19 protein-coding genes and 1 pseudogene are annotated in these 19,932 nt (G+C 30.3%); 18 read left to right on the top strand and 2 right to left on the bottom strand.

The genetic code is table 11. The features are described 5' to 3' along the window. Positions 1-161 precede the first annotated feature (161 nt). Positions 162-1,238 (top strand): PD-(D/E)XK nuclease family protein, encoded by a 1,077-nt coding sequence (locus JJD95_RS15435; protein ID WP_291643916.1) that lies wholly within the window; start codon positions 162-164, stop codon positions 1,236-1,238. A 78-nt stretch (positions 1,239-1,316) separates the two neighbouring features. Here JJD95_RS15435 and JJD95_RS15440 read toward each other — a convergent pair whose 3' ends face one another. Both JJD95_RS15440 and JJD95_RS15445 read right to left on the bottom strand, forming a co-directional pair. After that, on the bottom strand, positions 1,317-1,778 hold the full coding sequence (locus JJD95_RS15440) for a HepT-like ribonuclease domain-containing protein (RefSeq protein ID WP_291643917.1): 462 nt from the start codon (positions 1,776-1,778) through the stop codon (positions 1,317-1,319). Continuing rightward, positions 1,765-2,190 (bottom strand): nucleotidyltransferase domain-containing protein, encoded by a 426-nt coding sequence (locus JJD95_RS15445; RefSeq protein WP_291643918.1) that lies wholly within the window; start codon positions 2,188-2,190, stop codon positions 1,765-1,767. Before JJD95_RS15445 ends, JJD95_RS15440 begins: the two co-directional genes overlap by 14 nt. Positions 2,191-2,555: 365 nt before the next feature. Here JJD95_RS15445 and JJD95_RS15450 point away from each other — a divergent pair, with 365 nt between their 5' ends. The 17 genes and pseudogenes from JJD95_RS15450 to JJD95_RS15530 all read left to right on the top strand — a co-directional run bounded on the left by JJD95_RS15450 (position 2,556) and on the right by JJD95_RS15530 (position 19,602). Next, the gene (locus JJD95_RS15450; protein WP_291643919.1) at positions 2,556-3,209 is read left to right on the top strand and encodes a hypothetical protein; all 654 of its coding nucleotides are present in this window, start codon (positions 2,556-2,558) and stop codon (positions 3,207-3,209) included. A 3-nt stretch (positions 3,210-3,212) separates the two neighbouring features. Continuing rightward, on the top strand, positions 3,213-4,055 hold the full coding sequence (locus tag JJD95_RS15455) for an SEC-C metal-binding domain-containing protein (protein ID WP_291643920.1): 843 nt from the start codon (positions 3,213-3,215) through the stop codon (positions 4,053-4,055). A 101-nt stretch (positions 4,056-4,156) separates the two neighbouring features. Then, positions 4,157-5,299: an ATP-binding protein gene (locus JJD95_RS15460; RefSeq protein ID WP_291643921.1), complete on the top strand. Its 1,143-nt coding sequence runs from the start codon at positions 4,157-4,159 to the stop codon at positions 5,297-5,299. 6 nt (positions 5,300-5,305) lie between these two features. Continuing rightward, positions 5,306-5,908: a retron system putative HNH endonuclease gene (locus JJD95_RS15465; protein ID WP_291643922.1), complete on the top strand. Its 603-nt coding sequence runs from the start codon at positions 5,306-5,308 to the stop codon at positions 5,906-5,908. Positions 5,909-6,108: 200 nt separating this feature from the next. Continuing rightward, positions 6,109-6,252: a hypothetical protein gene (locus JJD95_RS15470; protein WP_291643923.1), complete on the top strand. Its 144-nt coding sequence runs from the start codon at positions 6,109-6,111 to the stop codon at positions 6,250-6,252. Positions 6,253-6,351: 99 nt separating this feature from the next. Then, positions 6,352-7,323 (top strand): DUF4352 domain-containing protein, encoded by a 972-nt coding sequence (locus tag JJD95_RS15475; RefSeq protein ID WP_291643924.1) that lies wholly within the window; start codon positions 6,352-6,354, stop codon positions 7,321-7,323. Between the two features lie 63 nt (positions 7,324-7,386). Further along, complete coding sequence (locus tag JJD95_RS15480; RefSeq protein WP_291643925.1) at positions 7,387-7,527, top strand: hypothetical protein; 141 nt, start codon at positions 7,387-7,389, stop codon at positions 7,525-7,527. Between the two features lie 261 nt (positions 7,528-7,788). Next, the gene (locus JJD95_RS15485) at positions 7,789-8,655 is read left to right on the top strand and encodes a uracil-DNA glycosylase family protein (protein WP_291643926.1); all 867 of its coding nucleotides are present in this window, start codon (positions 7,789-7,791) and stop codon (positions 8,653-8,655) included. 81 nt (positions 8,656-8,736) lie between these two features. After that, positions 8,737-8,982, top strand: coding sequence for a hypothetical protein (locus JJD95_RS15490; protein WP_291643927.1), 246 nt, complete (start codon positions 8,737-8,739; stop codon positions 8,980-8,982). 70 nt (positions 8,983-9,052) lie between these two features. Further along, entirely contained in the window at positions 9,053-9,520 is a 468-nt protein-coding gene (locus tag JJD95_RS15495; RefSeq protein ID WP_291643928.1) for a hypothetical protein, read from the top strand. Between the two features lie 272 nt (positions 9,521-9,792). Then, positions 9,793-10,917 (top strand): annotated as a pseudogene (locus JJD95_RS15500) (HNH endonuclease domain-containing protein). Between the two features lie 104 nt (positions 10,918-11,021). After that, positions 11,022-11,333: a nucleoside triphosphate pyrophosphohydrolase gene (locus JJD95_RS15505; RefSeq protein ID WP_291643929.1), complete on the top strand. Its 312-nt coding sequence runs from the start codon at positions 11,022-11,024 to the stop codon at positions 11,331-11,333. A gap of 206 nt (positions 11,334-11,539) precedes the next feature. After that, a complete protein-coding gene (locus JJD95_RS15510; protein WP_291643930.1) occupies positions 11,540-13,327 on the top strand; it encodes a DUF262 domain-containing protein in 1,788 nt (595 codons plus the stop codon). Between the two features lie 42 nt (positions 13,328-13,369). Next, positions 13,370-13,630 (top strand): hypothetical protein, encoded by a 261-nt coding sequence (locus JJD95_RS15515; protein WP_291643931.1) that lies wholly within the window; start codon positions 13,370-13,372, stop codon positions 13,628-13,630. A 305-nt stretch (positions 13,631-13,935) separates the two neighbouring features. After that, positions 13,936-16,212, top strand: a complete 2,277-nt coding sequence (locus JJD95_RS15520) for a DEAD/DEAH box helicase family protein (RefSeq protein ID WP_291643932.1) — start codon at positions 13,936-13,938, stop codon at positions 16,210-16,212. A 64-nt stretch (positions 16,213-16,276) separates the two neighbouring features. Further along, a complete protein-coding gene (locus JJD95_RS15525) occupies positions 16,277-17,347 on the top strand; it encodes an NERD domain-containing protein (protein WP_291643933.1) in 1,071 nt (356 codons plus the stop codon). 518 nt (positions 17,348-17,865) lie between these two features. Beyond that, positions 17,866-19,602 carry an AAA family ATPase gene (locus JJD95_RS15530; protein ID WP_291643934.1) on the top strand — a complete coding sequence of 579 codons (1,737 nt, stop codon included), beginning with the start codon at positions 17,866-17,868 and terminating at the stop codon, positions 19,600-19,602. Positions 19,603-19,932 lie beyond the last annotated feature (330 nt).

A 19,932-nucleotide genomic window follows, 5' to 3' on the forward strand; every position in this document is an offset into this window, starting at 1 on the left:
CAATTATATGTCACCTGATGAGTTTGAAATAGCCTATAAAAAAGCAAATAAACTTAATGTATCAATCGCAAGTTAAATTTAAGGGGATTACTAATAACTTTCTCATTTTAATTTGTACTTTTTATTGACATAGGACCAAGGAGTATGATGGTAACTTTAAATTGTGTGATGAAAACATAGTAGAAAATATAAATACTTATGAAAAGATGATAAAATATTCAGCATGTGGTGGTAGAGCAGATCTAGATACTATAGCATTTATGAATTCAGAGGAACTTACTCAAATTGAAATTCAGGATCACAATATCAAAGAAGAGGAAATAATAAATGAGGCCGACATAAGGAAAAGGATTTTATATAAACCACAAATAAAGCCAAGAATCTATGCAAGTGCTTCAAAATACATGAGCTATAGTAGCTGTCCAAGAAAATATTATTATGAAAATATTTTAGGTGGAAGGTACGAGGAGTATACGAATATACTGGAAGTTAAATTACAAGAAAAAGCATTAGATATAGCAAGTGGAATAGACATTATAAAGAAACTTGAAGATCCATCTGAAAATAATAAGCTAGTAAATGAAGAAAATACCCCAGACAGTATAAAAGAAAACAAAATAAAGGCAACAGATAAAGGGCTACTTGTTCATAAGGTATTAGAACATATGGATAAGCAGGGTAATGAGAATTATGAAACTTATATTAAAGATATTTTAGATGATGCTTATTTAGAAGATGAAATAAAAACCTTTGTTAATAATTATTTAGAAATAGAAGAAAAGGAAAATAGTGAATGTACTTATGGAGAGCTGATAAAAAGCAGTAGCGAAGTATCCTATCTTTTAGCACCACTGTCTGATAAAAAAATGATGATAAATGGCTTTATTGACAGACTGAAGTTATATAAAAAAGGTAAAAAGCGAATTGCAGTAATTATTGACTATAAAACCAACAAAGTAAGTGACATATATAACGCAGAGCATTTTAAAGAAGTATACTCTGATCAATTAATGATATATGGGAAAGCAGTAAAGGCATTACTGAAGGCTGATGAGATAATTCTAAAGCTGTATCTGCTACAAACAGGCGAAGTGGTTTCTATTGAATATGATGAAGATAAGGTGAATAAGCTTATGAAGACTATGGATGAAGGGTTCTACAAAATGAACACGGCGGTGAGTTTTGCGGATTACGAGAAAGTTACAAGTGAGAACTGTAGTTGGTGTAAGTATAGATAAGGATGTTTGTAGGGGATATTATAAAAAAATGTTTTTAAAAGCTATCAAAATGAAATAAACATTTTGATAGCTTTTAAGTTAAAATCCTGGGTTACGTTCATTTAAGACTAGGGTTATTTTTTCAGTAGATACTTCTAAAAACATATCTAAAGTATTTATTTCAGTTTTACATAGTTCTAGAATTCTTCTTCTTGATAATTTTCTTTGATAATAATCATGGGTATATCTATTTCTTAATTTAATAATATTTTGTAATTTTTTAGAATCCTTTGTAGATATAAAGCCGAATGTACTTGATAAATCTAATATTTCTGGGCCGGATTTATTTGGAATAAAATTGTCAGTAGAAACTAAATATGTTTCACACATATCAATTATAAATTCGCAAAAGGAATTAAAGTATGAAATCATTGCTTCATCAATAATTTCATCCTCGCCATTGGGACTTCTTTTTAAACATTCTCTAATCCTTACTAAAAACACTTTGCTTTCAGAAAATTTTTCTTCTAACTTTTCCTTTTTATATTTATAATAAACCATTTTTATATTCCTCCATAGATTTCAAATTAAGGTCTCTAATTGTTTCTAAATACTCTCTATCTCTCTTAAAACAAGAATATCCAAGTATATAATCTAAATAAGCTTCTTCTAGTATAATGATTTTATCTTCACTTTCTATAAAAATTTCACTAAAAGGGTAGATAAAATCGTTAACGAAAGTGTAATGGATATCCTTGTGATTAAAGTAATGCGGAAGAATAGTTTGTAGAAAATCCTCAATTTCCATTTCTTCTTCCCATTGAAGCTCTCTATTTAATAAAATCATAACATCTATATCACTTCTACTTTTATCAAAACATGGTTCGTTGTAACTACCAAATGTACAAATAGATATAATTGTGTCAAATTTGTTTAAGTTTAATGTGCAATTACTTAACTTAATATCACTCATGCTTTCCCCTCATTTCTCCCATAAGTATTTATTATAATTATATCCATAAATAGTTACTTAAACAACTACTAGCTATTAGTTAAGTTTAAAATAATATATATTATAATAGTATTATCACCAAAACAAGAACATATATTCGTATCGTAGAAGTTTTTTTAATATTAAGGATATAGAACTTGAAGCTTTAAAGAATAATGATGAATTACTAATAATACGAAAGAAGGCCAGGGTTTATGATTAGATAAGCGATTTTGTAACTTTTAATAGAGTTTTAGAAAAATATGGATTATACTATAATTGAATTGTTTGAGCGTTCAATTAAGTAAGTTACCTAAAATATTAAATATAAAGGATTGAAAATAAAAATGATAAAGAATAGTTTTGGAAACACTTCATTAAAAGTGAATTGGCAAGGGGAAATTATATCTATTCAACCCAGAACGAGAGTTTGGAGATATCTTACGGATAATAGAACACATTATCATTTAGGATACAATTTTTTTATTGTAGGGTATAGCAGTGAGGATAAAAAACAGTTTACAGTTGCAATTTCCGAAAAACAGCAGTTAAAGTGTTTATTTCGAATAGGTGATGTTATTGAGGGTACAGCCTGGACAAAAAAATATGCAGAAAGAGAATTTGCAGACTATTACAAGGCTGGTGCTTTAAACATTTTAAACAGAGCCTCAGATAATCCTGAAATGATATCACCACCATGGATAATGATGCCCCCAGCAATGCAGACGTATGGAGAAAGAGGCGCTAGGTTATTAAGTAAAAGCTTGTGGAAAACAAAATGCTTTAAGTGTATTTGGGCCAATATGGCGAATGTTGAAATTCAATGGGATTTTGATAAAAATCTAAAAAGATATCGATTTGAAACCTTTTGTTATGGACCAATATCATGCAAATTTTACAAAATGGGTAGACCACGTTCAGTTCCATGTAAAAATAGGGGGACAGCTATTGATGATGGATGTCTAGATGGGCTTTGTATTGAAGGAAGAGGGGAAGTGTAAGCAATGAAAAACAATGCTATTTATAACAAAAATTTATACAATAATCCACAGTTAGTTTTAGAGGGATATATAAAGTTTGACGAAAATATGCAAGAAGGGTATCAATTTTTAATTGAAAATCAATATGATAAAGCCGTTAGAAGTTGGATAGATGTTTGGAATAAATTGATGGATTACATGGAAAATGATAATTTAAAGACATTTGATAGCTTTGACAATATTTATAATGGTGCTCAATTTGTAGTGAATTGGTTAAATGATTTTGATAATTGCCTATGTAACATAGTTGCAAACTCTAATAATGGCGAGGGATTAGAGGTTTATGGGAATTTGCGTATCAGCATGAATGAACAAATTATAAGTTTTACAGATACTAGCGAAGAGCTAACTCTGGAAAATGCAAAACGAGCTATAGCAGAAACCCACTTTTATTTAGGAAATATAAAAAAAGGTGAGGAGTTATTTGAAAAATATTTATCAGAAAATCCAAGATGGGGATGGGGTTGGATAGGATGGTCTGATCAATATTGGCTTATAAGAACGATAAAACCTGATTTTTGTAAAGGTGAGGAATTGCTTTTAAAGGCCCTTAATGTATCTAATTTAGTTAGTAGAGATGCTGTAGAAGGAAGACTTTTAAATTTGTACAGTGAATCAGATCAAAATGAAAAACTAAACAGCCTGGAGAAAGAAATAAACCTAAATATAAGGACAAAAAATAGTTCTAGAACACAGGTGATAGTCAAAGGTGAAAAAAATTATAATATCCTTAGTAATAAAATAGGAAGAAACGAGCAATGTTCTTGCGGTAGCGGTAAAAAATATAAAAAATGTTGTGGGAAATAGAATAATAACTTATGATATAGTATAGACAAAGGTGAATTAAATGAGATATGTGTTTTAATAAAAATACTAAAATTCATAATTTGACATGGAGGTGAATAAAAATGAAATTGAAAAAAATCAGATTTGATGATCACGAAATACTAAACAATCTAGAAGTGGATTTTTGTGGTAGTAATGGGATTCCTTTAAATACTGTAGTTTTAATAGGTAATAATGGAACAGGCAAGACTACCTTGTTAAAAAGTCTATATGATTCTTTCGAAGTGGATGAGAAGGGCTATAATGCAAAAAATGTACTGAATGTTGAGTTACACTCTGGTCATTTTTATACACAGGTCCAACTTGATGATGCGGAAGTGGGAATGTTAGATCCTCATATTATAGGGGATAATACTAATAAAGATGCTCCTAAAGTTGTATACATGCCTGCAGAAATTAGCTTTGATAAGCTTAAAAAGGTAGATAATACATTTAAGTTTTCTCCTAGTTTTTTAAATATAGTAGATCAAAGCATAACAGAAAATATCCCTTCATTTATAGCTACAAAGATAAATAAGGAGATATTTAAAAATAGAAATAAAATTATTGGAGAAGTAATAGATAAGGTATGTGATGAAATAAATAGTATTTTTTCTGTTATGGAAATAGATGTTAAGTTAATAGGTTTGTCAGAAGATGAAGATACAAAACCAGTTTTCAGAAATAGCTTTGGAAAAGAATTTGATATTATTGGATTATCTTCAGGTGAAAAACAACTATTTTTAAGAGGCTTATCTTTGAAATTTTTAGAGATTAATAATTCAATCATATTAATTGACGAACCTGAAATATCACTACACCCAGAGTGGCAGCAAAGGATAATAAAGGTTTATGAGAATATAGGGAGCAATAATCAGTTGATAATTGCAACTCATTCACCACATATAGTAGGAGATATTAGAGCGGAGCAACTAAGAATACTTATTAAGGACAAAAATGGAGTATCATTATTTGATAATGAAAAAATAGATGAGACTTATGGTCATACCATTGAAAATATTTTAAAAAATACAATGAAATTAGAAAATGTGAGGAATGATGATATCTCAACAAGGCTTAAAAAGGTGTTAGATTTATTAGAAAAGGATTTATTTGAAACAGTGGAGTTCAATGAAAGTTTTGATTATCTAAGAAAATATTTGGGTGATTTTGATAAGGATATAATGCTTATTAACTTAGAAAAATCAAGAAGGAAAAGAAGGTAGTAATTAATGTTGAAAATTAATAAAAATATAGAACCAGCGTTCCTTCTTAAATTCAAGAGAAAAAATATTCCTAAGACATGGTACGATTATAACAATGGAACTATTAAAAGCGAGTTAAAGGAATATATTTTAGAAAATGAGCAAAGTAAATACTGTCTTTATTGTGAAAAATCAATCTATAATATTAATGAAGGACATATAGAACATATTAAACCTAGGGATTTATTCCCAAAGTTATTTCAAAAATATAATAATTTAATAGTCTCTTGCAATGAAAAGAATAGTTGTGGCAGCGCAAAACAAAATAAATATTCTGAGGAATTTATTAATCCGGTAATTGAAAATCCAAAAGATTTTCTTACATATAACCTGGCCAGTGGAGAAATTATTCCAACATATAAAGATGTAGGGGATATAAGAAACAAAAGAGCGTCATACACTATTGAACTTCTAAATCTTAATAATTATGTTTTAAAAGATGCAAGGAAAAACTTGATACAGATTTTAGAAGTGTACAGAGCAAATGAAGAAATTACAGCCTATCTGCAATACTTTTTAGATGATGGCTATAACTTTCCAAGTTTAATAAGGTTCTACATGGAAGGATAAAAAAAAGGTGTAATTGTAGAAAGGGTTGTTTGTAGGAGATATTATAAAAAAAATAAGATATTCTTAAAAGCTATGAAAATGTAATAAACGTTTTGATAGCTTTTTATTTATAAAATTTTACAAGGTAAATTTTTATCTTTGGCTAATGATATCATATAAATATAATAACAAAAAATTAAAAGCAGATGGGGGATTTTAATATGGATAAGGATTTAATACAACTGTTAGGATTAAATGAGACAGAGGTAGTAACAAATTATGGTGATGATGAAACAATACTATTTACTGTAGTGCTTGATGAAAGTATGGGGAGTGAGATGAGAGTAGGTATTATTGGTATTTAGTTAGGTCAATTTATTCATTAATTATTCAATTAATCATAGCCTTGTGGGCAAATAAAAAACAAATATTATAATTTTTTTAAATATAAGGAGGAAATAATTATGAAAAACAACAAAATCTTAAAAATTGTAGCAGTTATAATATTCTCACTTTCATTTGTAGCATGTGGTGCTAAGCCTGATGCAACAGTAAAAAATTTCTTCACCAGTGTTCAAAAATCAGATATTGCAGCAATGGTAAATTACATCAATAAAGATGTAAATGAAGATAGTTTCCAGTATGAAGATGCTGATCAGGAGAAAGTAATCAAATCTGTTTTTTCAAAAGTCAGTTATGAAATAGTATCTTTCAGCGTTACTGGCAAGACTGCAGTAGTAAAAACAAGGGTAACTTCCATAGATTTGCCTAAAATATATGGGCAATTAATGACTGACATGTTGCCTACACTATTTGCTCAAGCTCTTTCGGGTGAAACAGAGGATGCAGACGCTCAAATAATGACATCTTTCATAAACTCTTTAAACGATCCTAATGTATCTAAAACTACAGTTGATGTTGATATTAAGCTTATTAAAGGTGATAAAGGATGGTTAATTGAAGTGAACGATGATTTGGAGAATGCACTTACAGGAAATATGAGTAAGGCTTTAGCTAGTGATCTAAGCGGAGCAGAGGATACTGAAGTTAAAGCAGATCCAAAAGTCTATCCTGTTAATGAAGAAGCTAAAATAGGAAGGGCTGCAATTACAGTTACAAATTTTGAACTATCAGAGGGGAAAGATTATGATGTACCCCAAGATGGCTATGTATTCGCAGTTGTAACATTAAAGAAAAAGAATACAAGTAAAGATACCATATCATACGGTGTGGATGAATTTAGGATACAAAATGATAAAGGTCAAATAATAGCTCCTTCCTACACAGATATAGGGAAGGCATTAGGTGAAGGAGCGCTTGCAGCTGATGGAGAAGCTGAGGGAACTATTACTTTCGAAGTACCAAAGGAAAGTACAAGCTTGACTTTTATGTTCTACGCTAATGATGAAGCACTGTTAAAATTCAAAGTAAAGTAAAGTAAATACAAATAATCAATGTTTAACTTGTCACTTAGGTGGACTAAATAGAGGAAGGAGATAATGACTAATTTTATTAAGTGGATTAATAGTGGAGAATACACAGCCTATGGAGAGGTTTTTGATGTAGGAAATGCAATCAGAAAAGCACTCAGACAGTTTGAAGGCAGAAAAGCTCCTTTGGATTGTGGGGGTATCTACTAGAAAATGGGGAAGTTACTTATTTTCAGGAATAACATTAATTGTAATTTATTTTACGATTGGTGGTTGTGTATGATAAATAGTTAATAAGTTTCTAGATATTGATTTTGTCACTTATTAGTAGAGGGACATCATTTTTAATTTCAAATATGACAGCATTCCCCTAATTTAGCAATGTTAATGTGATAGAGTGGAATTAAGAGAATTTTTAAAAATATTATGTAGAAATTTAATATATATATTTAAATTGGAGGTTATGTATAAATGGATTTAACTAAACTTAGAAGCATCTCATTCTCAAATATACTAAAGTTGAAAGATCAAAATATTATTCCGTTTTATAATTATGGTTATTTTAAAAAACTATACAATGGGCATGAAATTTCAGGTTACTGTACTAAATGTGAAGAAAATGGTTTAAATATGGTTTCAGGTAAAAGTCTTAGTCTTATGACTTATGGAACTCATACAATTGATTATATGGGCTACTTAACCGATGCTCCATTACACAGGGAGGATTGGCATAAAGATGGTGTAATGTTTGTGTTCGAAAATCCTGGTAAAGCACCGAAAAAATATAACGGGTTGGATAGTGAAAAGGGAATGTATCGATACTGCGAGGAATTGCCATATAAAAAAAGACCTATGTTAAATTCATGGTCATGGATTGGTTGGGATAATAAGACAACACAAAGTGATTTCGCTTATCCAGAATTCTTTAATCAAAAAAATTATGGAGCGCTCATTTTGTCTATTATTTTATTATTTAAATTGGATAATGCCTATGTAACTAATGCAATCAAATGTGGTACAGAAAGTGGAAATAATACTAGGAAATATCGCAGAGAAACGGTAAATATGTGTGTAACGACACATTTGCTTAAAGAAATTGAGATTTTACAGCCAAAGGTAATATTTGCTTTTGGAAGACAAGCATCCAGAATTATAGAAAAAGCATCCCCAAATTCTAATGTGATTTATTTGCCACATCCAGCAGCTCGTGTAAGTAATTTAGATATGAGACGGTCCTATTCATATGGGGTTTTAGAGGCGCTGTGCGATGCTTCTGTAGTTGAAAAAGATAGTGAAGAGTATTGCAAATTAATTGCATTGTTTGAGTCCTATTTATAATTAAGATGAAAATGAAATTAGGATTAAGAAAACCAAGCTTAAACAAAATGATTAGCAGCAGGACAAGCCCAAAAAGAATAGATGTTGCCACTTGCCACGTGGGTGGCACCAAACATTAATCTAAATATTAAAGGAAGAAAAAGACCTGCACTTATAGTGATGGAGCTTAGGAATACAGGGAATGGATATATAAACGGAAGATATATAAACACTAATGCTTATGAAACAACTAAAGCAGGTGATGTAAATATAAAGAATTTTACAAATGAAGAAATAATAAAATTAATCGAACAAGCTATGCACAATATTAAAAAGGAATTCAAATAATCACTGGCTGTATGATTAAATTGTTAAATAACCTAGTGTATATAAAATATGAAAAACAAGGAGAGTATATATGTTTATATTAATTGAACCAGTTCAAGAAATAAGGATAATGCCCATGAGTAAAAGTGGAGAATTTGATAATAAAACAATCGCTCAAGTGCAGAAAGAATATTTCTTAAAGGAGTTATTTAATAGGCAGGATTGTAGTTATCATTTTAAAAAAACAGGCATAAAAAGTCATAATGGAAGTTTAATATTATTTCAATATGATAATAAAATAATTGCATCGGCACAACTGAGGAATGTAGAAAAGTATGATGGAATAAAAGATGGGAAGTATTACGGAGAAATTACATTTTATAAGGATACTATACAAGTTTTTGAACCTATCGAAGCAAATGAACTACAAAAAATAGACTCCAATTTTAAGCAGTTTTCTAATGCTAAACAGTTTTTTGGTGCAAATAATAAAAAACAGTTAGATATGAATAAATTAAAACAAATACTTGATTTAATGCATAGTAAAAAGAATCAATAGTAAGATTAAGTTTTCTATATTTATAAAGGCCTTTAAATAATTGCTTTTGTATATAAGTAAAATCAAGAAATACAATTCTTTTTAATAACGTCACCTATTGTAATTGAATATATAATACAGTATAACAAGGGAAAGGTACAGTTTTTAGATAAATGCATAATACGGTATTGATAGAATAGAATCATCTTAAAGTTGATTAATTTAATTTTAATAGGATGTGAAAAAATATGACAGACTTAAAGACTTTTATAAAAGGCGAGAAAAACGCATCAATAGATCAAATAAATATCAAGGATATAATTGGCTACTTGCCAATTAATAACTTGATAGATTCAAGGATTTTCTCTAGACTTTTGGATGATGACAAGATGGTAGCTAGCTACAAAATGTATTGGTTGCTTGGAATATTAGAGGAGCTTAGCATTGGGAATACAGAGATTGAGTTTAAAAAGCTTATTGCTAGGATGATAGTATATGCTTGGTACCCTCAACAACAATTCAAATTGAATTTTGGGTTCTCTGATAACTTGAAAAAACCTATTGGTTATGTGGCTTTGAAGAATGAGTTTCCAACCAATTGTAATGAAAAAGAACTACTGGATTTTTTATATAAAAGTGAAGATAAAGATCTGAATAGAATGATGAAGGAACTTACTTATAATGTACCATATAGATTATTATCTCCATTTTTTTAAATTCCAGAATTTAAAAACAACTTAATTGTAGATTTATCACAAGGTAGCGAAACTTGCTTGTACAAGATAATCAAAGGGGATAAAGATAAAATAGTAATTAATGATTGCTGGGTAACTTATTTGAAGGAAAACTACAGAGTGATTAAACCATGGATTTATTATAAGCTTGTATGTTTTTTGCAAAAGAGAAATCCAAATGTACCGGCTATTGTGTTTAAGCTTGAGGCACCAAAGAGAAGAAAGCTTAAAGAAGCAACAGGGCTATGGAAAGAAATAATTAGTGTTAATAAATTAAAAGATATTTATACTGGTGCTGAGTTTAACAAAGCTGAATTTGAGAAGTATGGTGTTCTTAGTATTGACCATTTTATTCCCTGGAGTTTTGTTCTCCATGATCAAATGTGGAATCTAGTACCAACCTTTAAAAATGTCAATAGTAAGAAAAGTGATAAACTGCTCTTATATGATAATTATATAGATGATTTTTGCAGTACGCAATATAAAGCATTTTCCTATATTTGTGATAAGAAGATAAAGCATAGCCTTGAAGAATATGTGGACGGGCTAAATCTAGAGAATCCTTATGAGTACTTTAAACATAGTACACAGGAAACCTTCAGTAAAAATATTAAGCAATGCATTTCACCCTTGTATCAAATTGCTTTGAATCAGGGGTTTCAGGTGGTTGACAGGGTTATTTAGAGGGATAAATAGTAATCTGAGCCGAAATTATTTAAGAAATAGAATTAAACGTTTTTAGTAAAGCCTATGTTAAAAAGTATAAAAAGGTAGAGTGAGAATCAATAATGAAGGAATATAACAAATTAGTCAGGGATTTAATTCCTGAAGTAATAGAGAAAAGTGGTAAAAAATTTGATACACATATAGCGAAGACGGTGGAGTATAAAAAATTGCTGGAAGCAAAACTTTTGGAAGAAGTTAATGAATATTTGGAAGACAATAATTTAGAGGAATTAGCAGATGTGCTGGAGGTATTGGTGGGACTCGCTGGTTATCTGGGGTATACAGAAGAGGAATTGTTTGAGAAAAGGAAGGAAAAGAAAGTGGAACGTGGTGGATTTGATGCGAAAGTTGTTTTGGAAAGGGTTTGGGAATAGGGGAATAGTATTTTACTGCCGATACACATGGAAGGCTATTTTCAATACTAACAAGAAATAGACAGAGGCGCATTTTTTTGAATAGTAATTTTTAAGGTGGTAGAGTGTTGTTTATAAAGGAATTTAGGGGCAAGCCTTTTTAAGGAGTATATGTTGTGATATGTTGGGAGAAATATAAAATATAAGGTAAGAAAAGGGGGAAAATGATGGCTAGTTCTTTTCATTCAAATGATATAAGTATATCAGATATATTAATTTCCATGTCTAAAGCTGATGTACAACTTCCAGATTTTCAACGTGGTTGGGTTTGGGATAATTACCGAATAAAAGCGCTTATTGCAAGCATATCTAATTCATATCCAGTGGGTGCTGTAATGTTTCTTGAATATGGTGGGGACAATATAAGGTTTAAATATAGACCATTTACAGGAGTGGATTTGGTTGTAAGACCAGACAAGCTTGTTTTAGATGGACAGCAACGTCTAACTTCTATTTTTTGTGCTATGTTTAGTAGAAACGTGGTGGAAACTATAACTGAAAAGAAAGCAAAAATTAAAAGATTTTACTATTTAGATATAAAAGATTGTTTGAATCCACAAGTAGACAGAGTTGATGCAATTTTATCAATTCCTGAGGATAGAAAGTTAAAGTCTGACTTTGGCAGAAAAGTTGATTTGGATTTATCAACTCGCGAAAAGGAGTTTGAACATCATAAATTTCCTCTTAATATTGTATATGACCTTATGGCCTGTGCAAAGTGGCAAAATGAATATCAAAAGTATCACAGATATGACACGGTCATTTTAGATCAGTATTCTTTGTTCACAGTAGAAGCTTTAGTTCCAATTCAATCATATAAAGTACCAGTTATTACTTTAGATAAAGCAATACCAAAGGAAGCGGTATGCCAGGTTTTTGAAAATGTAAATACTGGTGGTGTAGCACTGACAGTTTTTGAACTTGTCACAGCTACATTTGCAGCGGATGATTTTGAACTTAGAAAAGATTGGGAAATAAAAAAACAAACTCTTAACAAGCAATTAATTTTAAAAAACGTAACAGCCACAGACTTTTTGACATCAATGACTTTACTTACTGGATATAAGAATCATAAAAATAGAGGAACTGCAGTAAGCTGCAAGAAAAAAGATGTACTTAACTTAACGCTGCAAGAGTACAAGGATAATTGTGAACAATTAACAGAAGGTTTTATACAGGCAGCAAAATTTTTACTAGAGCAACGAATATTCTCGCAACGCGATTTACCATATAGTACACAACTAATTCCAATGGCGGCAGTGTTTACAATGTTAGGAGATAAAGTTCACAATGGTACAGTGAAAATAAAAATAGCTCAGTGGTACTGGTGTGGTGTTTTTGGCGAGATGTATGGAGGAGCTAATGAAACAAGGTATGCGCTTGATGTTACTGGACTAATATCATGGATTATAGAAAATGGGCAATATCCCGATACAATAAGCAGAGCTTATTTTAATCCTATGCGACTAATATCACTACAGACTAGACTAAGTGCTGCATATAAAGGGGTAATGGCTCTTCTCCTAAAAACAGGTTGCTCTGATTTTATTAGTGGGAGTGCCATGGATTTTACAACGTTTCTAGATGAAAATACTGATATTCATCATATTTTCCCACGTGCTTATTGTGAGGGAAAAGGCTACAATAGAGAAAAATGGAACTCCATAGTAAATAAAACTCCTTTATTCGCGAGAACTAATCGTATATTAGGTGGAAATGCTCCAAGTAAATATCTAAATAAAATTGTAAATGATAGCACAGTTATTGTTGAAGATTTAGATAAACACATAACAAGCCATAAGATAGATATACTTTCGATTCGAGCAGATGATTTCGATGGATTCTTTGTATATAGAGCAAAGGCTCTTTTAGATCTTATTGGTGATGCAATGGGTAAAACTATATCTAATAGGGATAGTGCAGAGACAATTACAGCATTTGGCGGTAAATTATAAGAATTCTATTACGCTGTTAAATCGATGAGGGGGATATTTTAATTGAGGATTGTTTCGTGGAATTGTAATGGAGCTTTTAGAAAAAAGTATAAAGCTATTAAAAAATTAAATTGCGATATTTATGAGATTCAAGGTAAAGAAAATAAACCTACATTCTTCTTATATAGGAAGAAAGAAAGGCATTTTCATATAGATTGTTTTTTCGGTGAAAAAGAAAAAATTAACAGCTTAGAGATAGGCGAATTTGATGATTGGATAACTCTAAGTGATCATATGCCTGTAATTTTAGATAGAATACTTTAATTTGAAAGCAGGTAATTTGTAATATAAACAAGTCAACATTTTAGTCTATAAATTTCACACTATGAGGCTGTTTAAAAAACATTTAAGCATAATAAAATTTATTGTAACGGATAGGCATTTACTGCTTATTCGTTATATTTTTTTGAAAGTTACTGGGATGGAATAACATTTGGTAGAAAAACCTGTTTTAGTCTTTTTTAATTTTCAATGTGACAGTATTCCCCTTATTTAGCAGAATCAATATGGTAGAATGGTTTTAATGACGGATTTGAAAATAATATGTAAAGATTTGAAGTGAGGTAGCTATGGGTAAAAACAAGAACTTGCCACTTGCCACGTGGGTGGCACCGAATGATAGCTTTAAGTTAGGAAGCATAGCAGAGGATTTATTTATCGATATATTTGCGGAAGTTTTCGGACCGGAAAACACAAAGTATTTATCGATACAGCATCCTTTCGTTGATATATATGGAAATAGTAGATTCATAGATTTTGCACTAGAAAGTGAGGGACAGAAGATTGCCATTGAAATAGATGGTGAGACTTGGCATAATCCTTCTAAGGTCTCTCAAGATAAGTATTATGATGATTTACTTAAACAGAATAGCCTTATATATGAAAATTGGAAAATTTATAGATGGGTATATAATCAGTTACATACAAAGCCTGAGATGGTAAAGGACGAGATCCAAACCTTCCTTGGCGAATTACCTATGTTTAAAGAATTAGACGAATATCTTCCAAAACAAAAGGGGAAGGCCTTTGTTCTTAAAAATCATCAGGCAGAAGCTATAGAAAATCTTGAAAATATGAGAAAGAATAATGAAACAATAGCGCTTTTATATCATGCTACAGGTACAGGAAAGACAATAACAGCAGTAACAGATGCTAAGAAGCTAGGAAAGAGAACATTATTTATAGCACATACAAAAGAACTGGTGAATCAAGCTAAAGAGGCTTTTGAAGCAGCTTGGACAGAGGTTTCTTGTGGTGTATACATGGGACAAGAAAAAGTTACAGATACGTATATAGTTTGCGCTAGTATTCAGAGTATAAGTGCTAATTTAGAAGAATTTAAATCCGAGGATTTCGGATACATAGTAATAGATGAAGCTCATCATGGAACTGCAGATACTTATAGAAAGATTTTGGGGTATTTCAAACCTGAATTCACCTTAGGGCTTTCTGCTACGCCAGAGAGGAGTGACGGCGAGGATGTTTTAGATATATTTAAAAATGTTGCTCATAAACTGGATCTTAAAACTGCAGTGGAAATTGGAGTGTTAGTACCTATTAGATGTATAAGAGTTAAAACTAATGTGGATTTATCTTCTGTTAGAATTAGTGGAATAAAATATAATTCTCAGGACTTAGAAAGTAAGCTATTTGTACCAGAGAGAAATAATCTCTTAGTAGATACTTATATACAATATGTAAAGGATAAAAAGACTGTAGTTTTCTGCGCTTCAGTATTTCATGCAGAGGTAGTGGCCAAGCTATTTAAGGAAGCAGGTGTTAAAGCAGAATCCGTATCTGGAACTACAAAGTCAAGGGATAGAGATAAGATACTTAAAAACTATGAAAATGGAGATATACAGGTATTATGTGCTTGTGATTTATTAAATGAAGGCTGGGACAGCCCTAAAACACAGGTTTTATTTATGGCAAGACCTACTATGTCAAAAACAATCTACATGCAGCAGCTAGGACGTGGAACCAGAAAGGCAGAAGGTAAAGACTATTTAATGGTATTTGACTTTATAGATAATGCAAAATTATTCAATATTGCATTGTCAGCTCACAGAATGTTTGATTTATCGAAGTATGTACCAGGAAGTTATGTAGTAGCTTCAGACAAGCATAGAAAAATAGATGAAGACCTATTTAGAAAAGGAGAAAAACCGGTAGCCTTCTTAGATTTTCCTGTGGATGCTACTGACTATGAAATAGTAGATTTATTCAATTGGCAAAGTGAAGTCAAGGACTTAATATCTCAAATAGAATTTGTAAGAATGGTAGATGTTCAGTCTGAAACCTTAGGAAGATACATAAGGGAGGGTAAGATAATACCAGATTTAGAAGTTCCAATGGGAGCTCGCAGCTTTAAATATTTTAAAGAAGAGACTATTAAAAAATACGCAAAGGAATTTAATTGGGAAATTATAAATGCAGCTAATATGAAAGAAAAATTTATGGAAATGGTTAAAACAATGGACATGTCTTATTCCTATAAACCAGTACTTCTAAAAGCAATGATTGAGGACGCGGATGAAAAAGGAAAGGTATTAATAGAAGATATTGTAGATTATTTCATAGATTTTTATGAGGGTAGGAAAAAGAGTGGGCTTAAGGCTGAGAAGAAAAAGTGTATTTATAATAATGATGTGATTGATAGAAAAGATGTGAAAAGAAATATATTATCTAATCCTTTTAAGAGATTTGAAGATATGAGGTTTATGAGGAAATGTAGGGATATTGAGTATGTGGAGTTTAATAGTAATGTGTGGAAGCAGCTTAGTGGTGAGGAGAAAGTGTGGATAAGGGAATGGTGTGATGAGAAGCTGAGGGAGTATTACGGATAATAATATAGCTTCATTATAAAGATACTAAGATTGATTAATATGAACATCTTGAGGGGGAACACAAATGTCATTATTAGAGAAAGCTGTATTAGGATTGATAAATGCAAAAAGAACAGTTAAAAGTCCTATTTTTATAAAAGAGTTTGAAAAGGAAAATCAACAACTTAGAGATTTAATAGAACTTTCAAATAGAGTTAGTTCAGATAAAAAGAAACTTATAGACCGAGATATTGCTTTCCTAAAACAAGGGTTGGATGGAGAGCAAAACGTGTATTATGAGCTTAAAAATTCATTTATTCCAATGCTATGTCTTCATGATATTAGAATTGATTATAATGATTACATAGCACAATTTGATTTTATTATTATCCATTATAAATTCATAATGGTATTAGAAGCTAAAAAGCTTAATGGTGACATTGAGATTACTTCTGGTGGTGATTTTATAAGAAGTTTAAAAAGTAATTCTGGTAAGGTGTTTAAGAAAGAAGGAATGTATAGTCCAATATCGCAGAATGAACGTCATGTTAATATACTTAGAGAGATTTTATTAAAAGAAGGTATTAGCAAAACTATGCCAATAAAATCGGCTGTTATACTTGCTAATCCAAAAACAATTGTGAATAAGAATAAGGCTCCAAAGAGTATTCAAAATAATATATATAAATATGACCAAATTACAAATCTATTAAATAAAGAAATAAAGGATGATAAAAATAACAAAAATGTTCTTGAAAAATATATGTACGAGATATCAGATTTTCTTGTTAAAAATAATAAACCAATATCAATGAATAATATGGCTAAGTACTCATTAACAGAAGAAGATCTCATAAAAGAAAAACAAGAGAATCATACTGAAGAAATCATACAGCAAATTGAAAAAATTAGTAATGATGAGGATCCTAAAAATGATGATACAGAGATTTATAAATTACTCAAAGAATATAGACTTAACACCTCTAAAAAAGAAGGTATTAAGGCATACCTTATATTTAATAATGGAGAATTAGATTTATTAATTCAGAGTAAACCAAAAACAAAAGATGAGCTTCAACAAGTTAAGGGCTTTGGGCCGAAAAAACTTGAAAAGTATGGGGATGGGATATTGGAGATTATAAATAGAGGGAATTAATAACTTGAATTTTAAAAGAACAAGGTTTATTTATAATAAATCAAGATATTATGAATAAAGGAGAATTATTATGGCATTTCAGACACCACTTACAGTAAATGAAGTGATTACAAATATTCATTCGAAAAAATACTTGCTCCCTTCTAGCAACAAAAACTGTTCCAGCTTTTGATAAGGGTCTGACCCCTTACACAGATTGGAAGTGAAACAGACAAGCTGTGTTGCTATTGATGATGAAATATATGGATGATTCTAGCAATCAAAAGGTATTTTAATAATTAGCAGTAGTAGCACAATTAAAGCTATTTGTTAACAACCCATTATTCTTAAACTGTTCAGAGTTTGTCTATAACTGGAAGTTGGATGATTAGTAACAGAAGCAGATAAAAGGTAGATGTTGAACATAAATGGCGATGAATTAAAGAAATGGACAATAATATTTTTGAACTAGTTTTAGTTGGTGTAATATTTGATTGTATAATTAACACCTCAATAATATTGATGCAAAGGAGAACTGAATGATGAAATTGTTAGGAATACAAATTGAAAAGTTTAGATCAATTGAAAAGTGTTATATTCACTTAAATGAAACAAATGCAATAGTAGGTGAAAATAATGCAGGTAAAACGGCTATACTTAGAGCATTGAATAGTGTATTTAACTATGAATATGAGGAAAAATATTTCAAAGATAATACACATCAATTTGCAATTAGAAATAACACAAAAATCACTTTAACATTTAATGATGTTCCTGATAAAGAAATATATTCAACCAAAATAAATAGTGAAAAGTTGATATTGGTTTTTTCATTTGCATACAGCAACAATAAAAAAACAATGTATTGTAGTATTCCTCAAGGAAAAGTCCCTGTTGATGATGATTTTATAAAATTACTTAAACAAGATATCGATTACGTTTATGTACCAGCAAGCAGAAGTAATCGTGATTTAGCCTGGACTGAAAATTCAATATTTAAAAGACTAATAACATTATTTACTCAACAGTATACTCAGAACAGAGATAATATTTCCAAGAGGGTTCAAAGTGTTGCAGATGTGCTTCATTCTACAATATTAACAAAAATCGAAAAAGAGATTAGTTCTTTAAATATGTTGGGAGATTCTGGGAATTACAAATTGGATTATATGAGCAGTATTGATTATACAATTTTTTTGAATAAATTAGGAATCAAAATAATTGACCATGGAAGAGAATTTCCAGTAGCTGAGTGCGGTAGTGGAATTAAAAGTCTCACTGTAATTGCGTTATATAGAACATTGGCCAAGAAAGAAAACACAAATATTATACTGGGTATAGAAGAACCTGAGACTAATTTGCACCCTCAAGCACAAAAGAAACTCATTGCATCACTAAAAAGTAATCGTCAGGAACATGAAGTTCAATCTATTTTTGCAACACATTCTACGGTTATCGTCGATGAGCTTAATCATGAAGATATTATTTTAGTTAGACGAATAAATAATTCTGATCGGGGATTCGTATCGACAGTAAGCCAGTTAGATAATAATTTTTGGGAAATGCATAATATTGGAGAGTTTAAGCATTATGATTTTTTCAAATACCGTAATAGTGACTTTTTCTTTTCAAAACATGTAATTGTTGTTGAAAGCACAACCGATGCACAAGTGGTAGAAAAGCTTATATCTCCAAAATTGAAAGACGATTTTTATTATGTAAGTATTCTTAATTTGAACGGAGTTAAAAACTTAAAATATCCCTATTTTTTACTGAAAGATTTACATATACCATTTTCAATAGTGGTTGATCGAGATTTTTTCACGCCATATTTGCATGATAGGTTAGCAGATAGTCGCGCTGATAATACAGGACTGCCACAATATGCTAACAGAATTGATGATAGAAATCCTGTTATTAATGCTATTTTTACTGATGCAACACAAAAGGAAAAATTGCGTTCTATATTTGAAAAATCGTACTCTGTTTCATATGATTATTTAAAGCAGTTTAAAATTTATTCAATGCAATACTGTTTAGAAATGGATTTAACTTGTTCAAAAAAGGCTCGAGATGAATATTATCGTATTTTGAACATACCAATTGATGAACGTAACCAAAAATCTCTACTGATTTCTAGTAAAAAAAATATTAAAAACCCAGAGAATATTTTTAAAGTGTTAGAAAATATATCGATTGTGGAATATCCAATAAGTTATAAAAAAATTAAAAATGCATTGATAGCAGATGTGCAAAGTACAATTAGTAGTGTCTGAATGCTTCTCATTATTCATTTACTTATTAAACTAATAATGGTTACTTCAATGTCTTGAAGTTTAATGAATATTTTCTTAATGAAGTGACTGTAGAAATTTAAAATTCTTATTATCCAACTACTAATTTGGATAATGATTTAAAATACGGATGGATTGTATTATGGCGAGATAATTGAGAGAGAATTTGTTTAGACCAGCTAATTAAAGTCAACTATAAATTCAAAAAAACAGTTATCAATTTTAATGCACAACAAAAAGACCATTAAGAAACACGAACAATGGTAAATTTAGTAATTGTTTATTTTAAATTAAGCTACCGACCTAGAATTA

The sequence above is a fragment of the Clostridium sp. genome (assembly GCF_016650035.1).
Classification (GTDB): Bacteria; Bacillota; Clostridia; order Clostridiales; family Clostridiaceae; genus Clostridium_AD.

What these genes read in the sequence shown, in the direction of transcription:
- JJD95_RS15445 (WP_291643918.1), bottom strand. Translation starts at nt 2,190, where the DNA reads ATGAGTGATATTAAGTTAAGTAATTGCACATTAAACTTAAACAAATTT.
- JJD95_RS15530 (WP_291643934.1), top strand. Translation starts at nt 17,866, where the DNA reads ATGATGAAATTGTTAGGAATACAAATTGAAAAGTTTAGATCAATTGAA.
- JJD95_RS15460 (WP_291643921.1), top strand. Translation starts at nt 4,157, where the DNA reads ATGAAATTGAAAAAAATCAGATTTGATGATCACGAAATACTAAACAAT.
- JJD95_RS15465 (WP_291643922.1), top strand. Translation starts at nt 5,306, where the DNA reads ATGTTGAAAATTAATAAAAATATAGAACCAGCGTTCCTTCTTAAATTC.
- JJD95_RS15510 (WP_291643930.1), top strand. Translation starts at nt 11,540, where the DNA reads ATGGCTAGTTCTTTTCATTCAAATGATATAAGTATATCAGATATATTA.
- JJD95_RS15495 (WP_291643928.1), top strand. Translation starts at nt 9,053, where the DNA reads ATGTTTATATTAATTGAACCAGTTCAAGAAATAAGGATAATGCCCATG.
- JJD95_RS15525 (WP_291643933.1), top strand. Translation starts at nt 16,277, where the DNA reads ATGTCATTATTAGAGAAAGCTGTATTAGGATTGATAAATGCAAAAAGA.
- JJD95_RS15480 (WP_291643925.1), top strand. Translation starts at nt 7,387, where the DNA reads ATGACTAATTTTATTAAGTGGATTAATAGTGGAGAATACACAGCCTAT.
- JJD95_RS15450 (WP_291643919.1), top strand. Translation starts at nt 2,556, where the DNA reads ATGATAAAGAATAGTTTTGGAAACACTTCATTAAAAGTGAATTGGCAA.
- JJD95_RS15490 (WP_291643927.1), top strand. Translation starts at nt 8,737, where the DNA reads ATGTTGCCACTTGCCACGTGGGTGGCACCAAACATTAATCTAAATATT.
- JJD95_RS15520 (WP_291643932.1), top strand. Translation starts at nt 13,936, where the DNA reads ATGGGTAAAAACAAGAACTTGCCACTTGCCACGTGGGTGGCACCGAAT.
- JJD95_RS15475 (WP_291643924.1), top strand. Translation starts at nt 6,352, where the DNA reads ATGAAAAACAACAAAATCTTAAAAATTGTAGCAGTTATAATATTCTCA.
- JJD95_RS15440 (WP_291643917.1), bottom strand. Translation starts at nt 1,778, where the DNA reads ATGGTTTATTATAAATATAAAAAGGAAAAGTTAGAAGAAAAATTTTCT.
- JJD95_RS15455 (WP_291643920.1), top strand. Translation starts at nt 3,213, where the DNA reads ATGAAAAACAATGCTATTTATAACAAAAATTTATACAATAATCCACAG.
- JJD95_RS15485 (WP_291643926.1), top strand. Translation starts at nt 7,789, where the DNA reads ATGGATTTAACTAAACTTAGAAGCATCTCATTCTCAAATATACTAAAG.
- JJD95_RS15505 (WP_291643929.1), top strand. Translation starts at nt 11,022, where the DNA reads ATGAAGGAATATAACAAATTAGTCAGGGATTTAATTCCTGAAGTAATA.
- JJD95_RS15470 (WP_291643923.1), top strand. Translation starts at nt 6,109, where the DNA reads ATGGATAAGGATTTAATACAACTGTTAGGATTAAATGAGACAGAGGTA.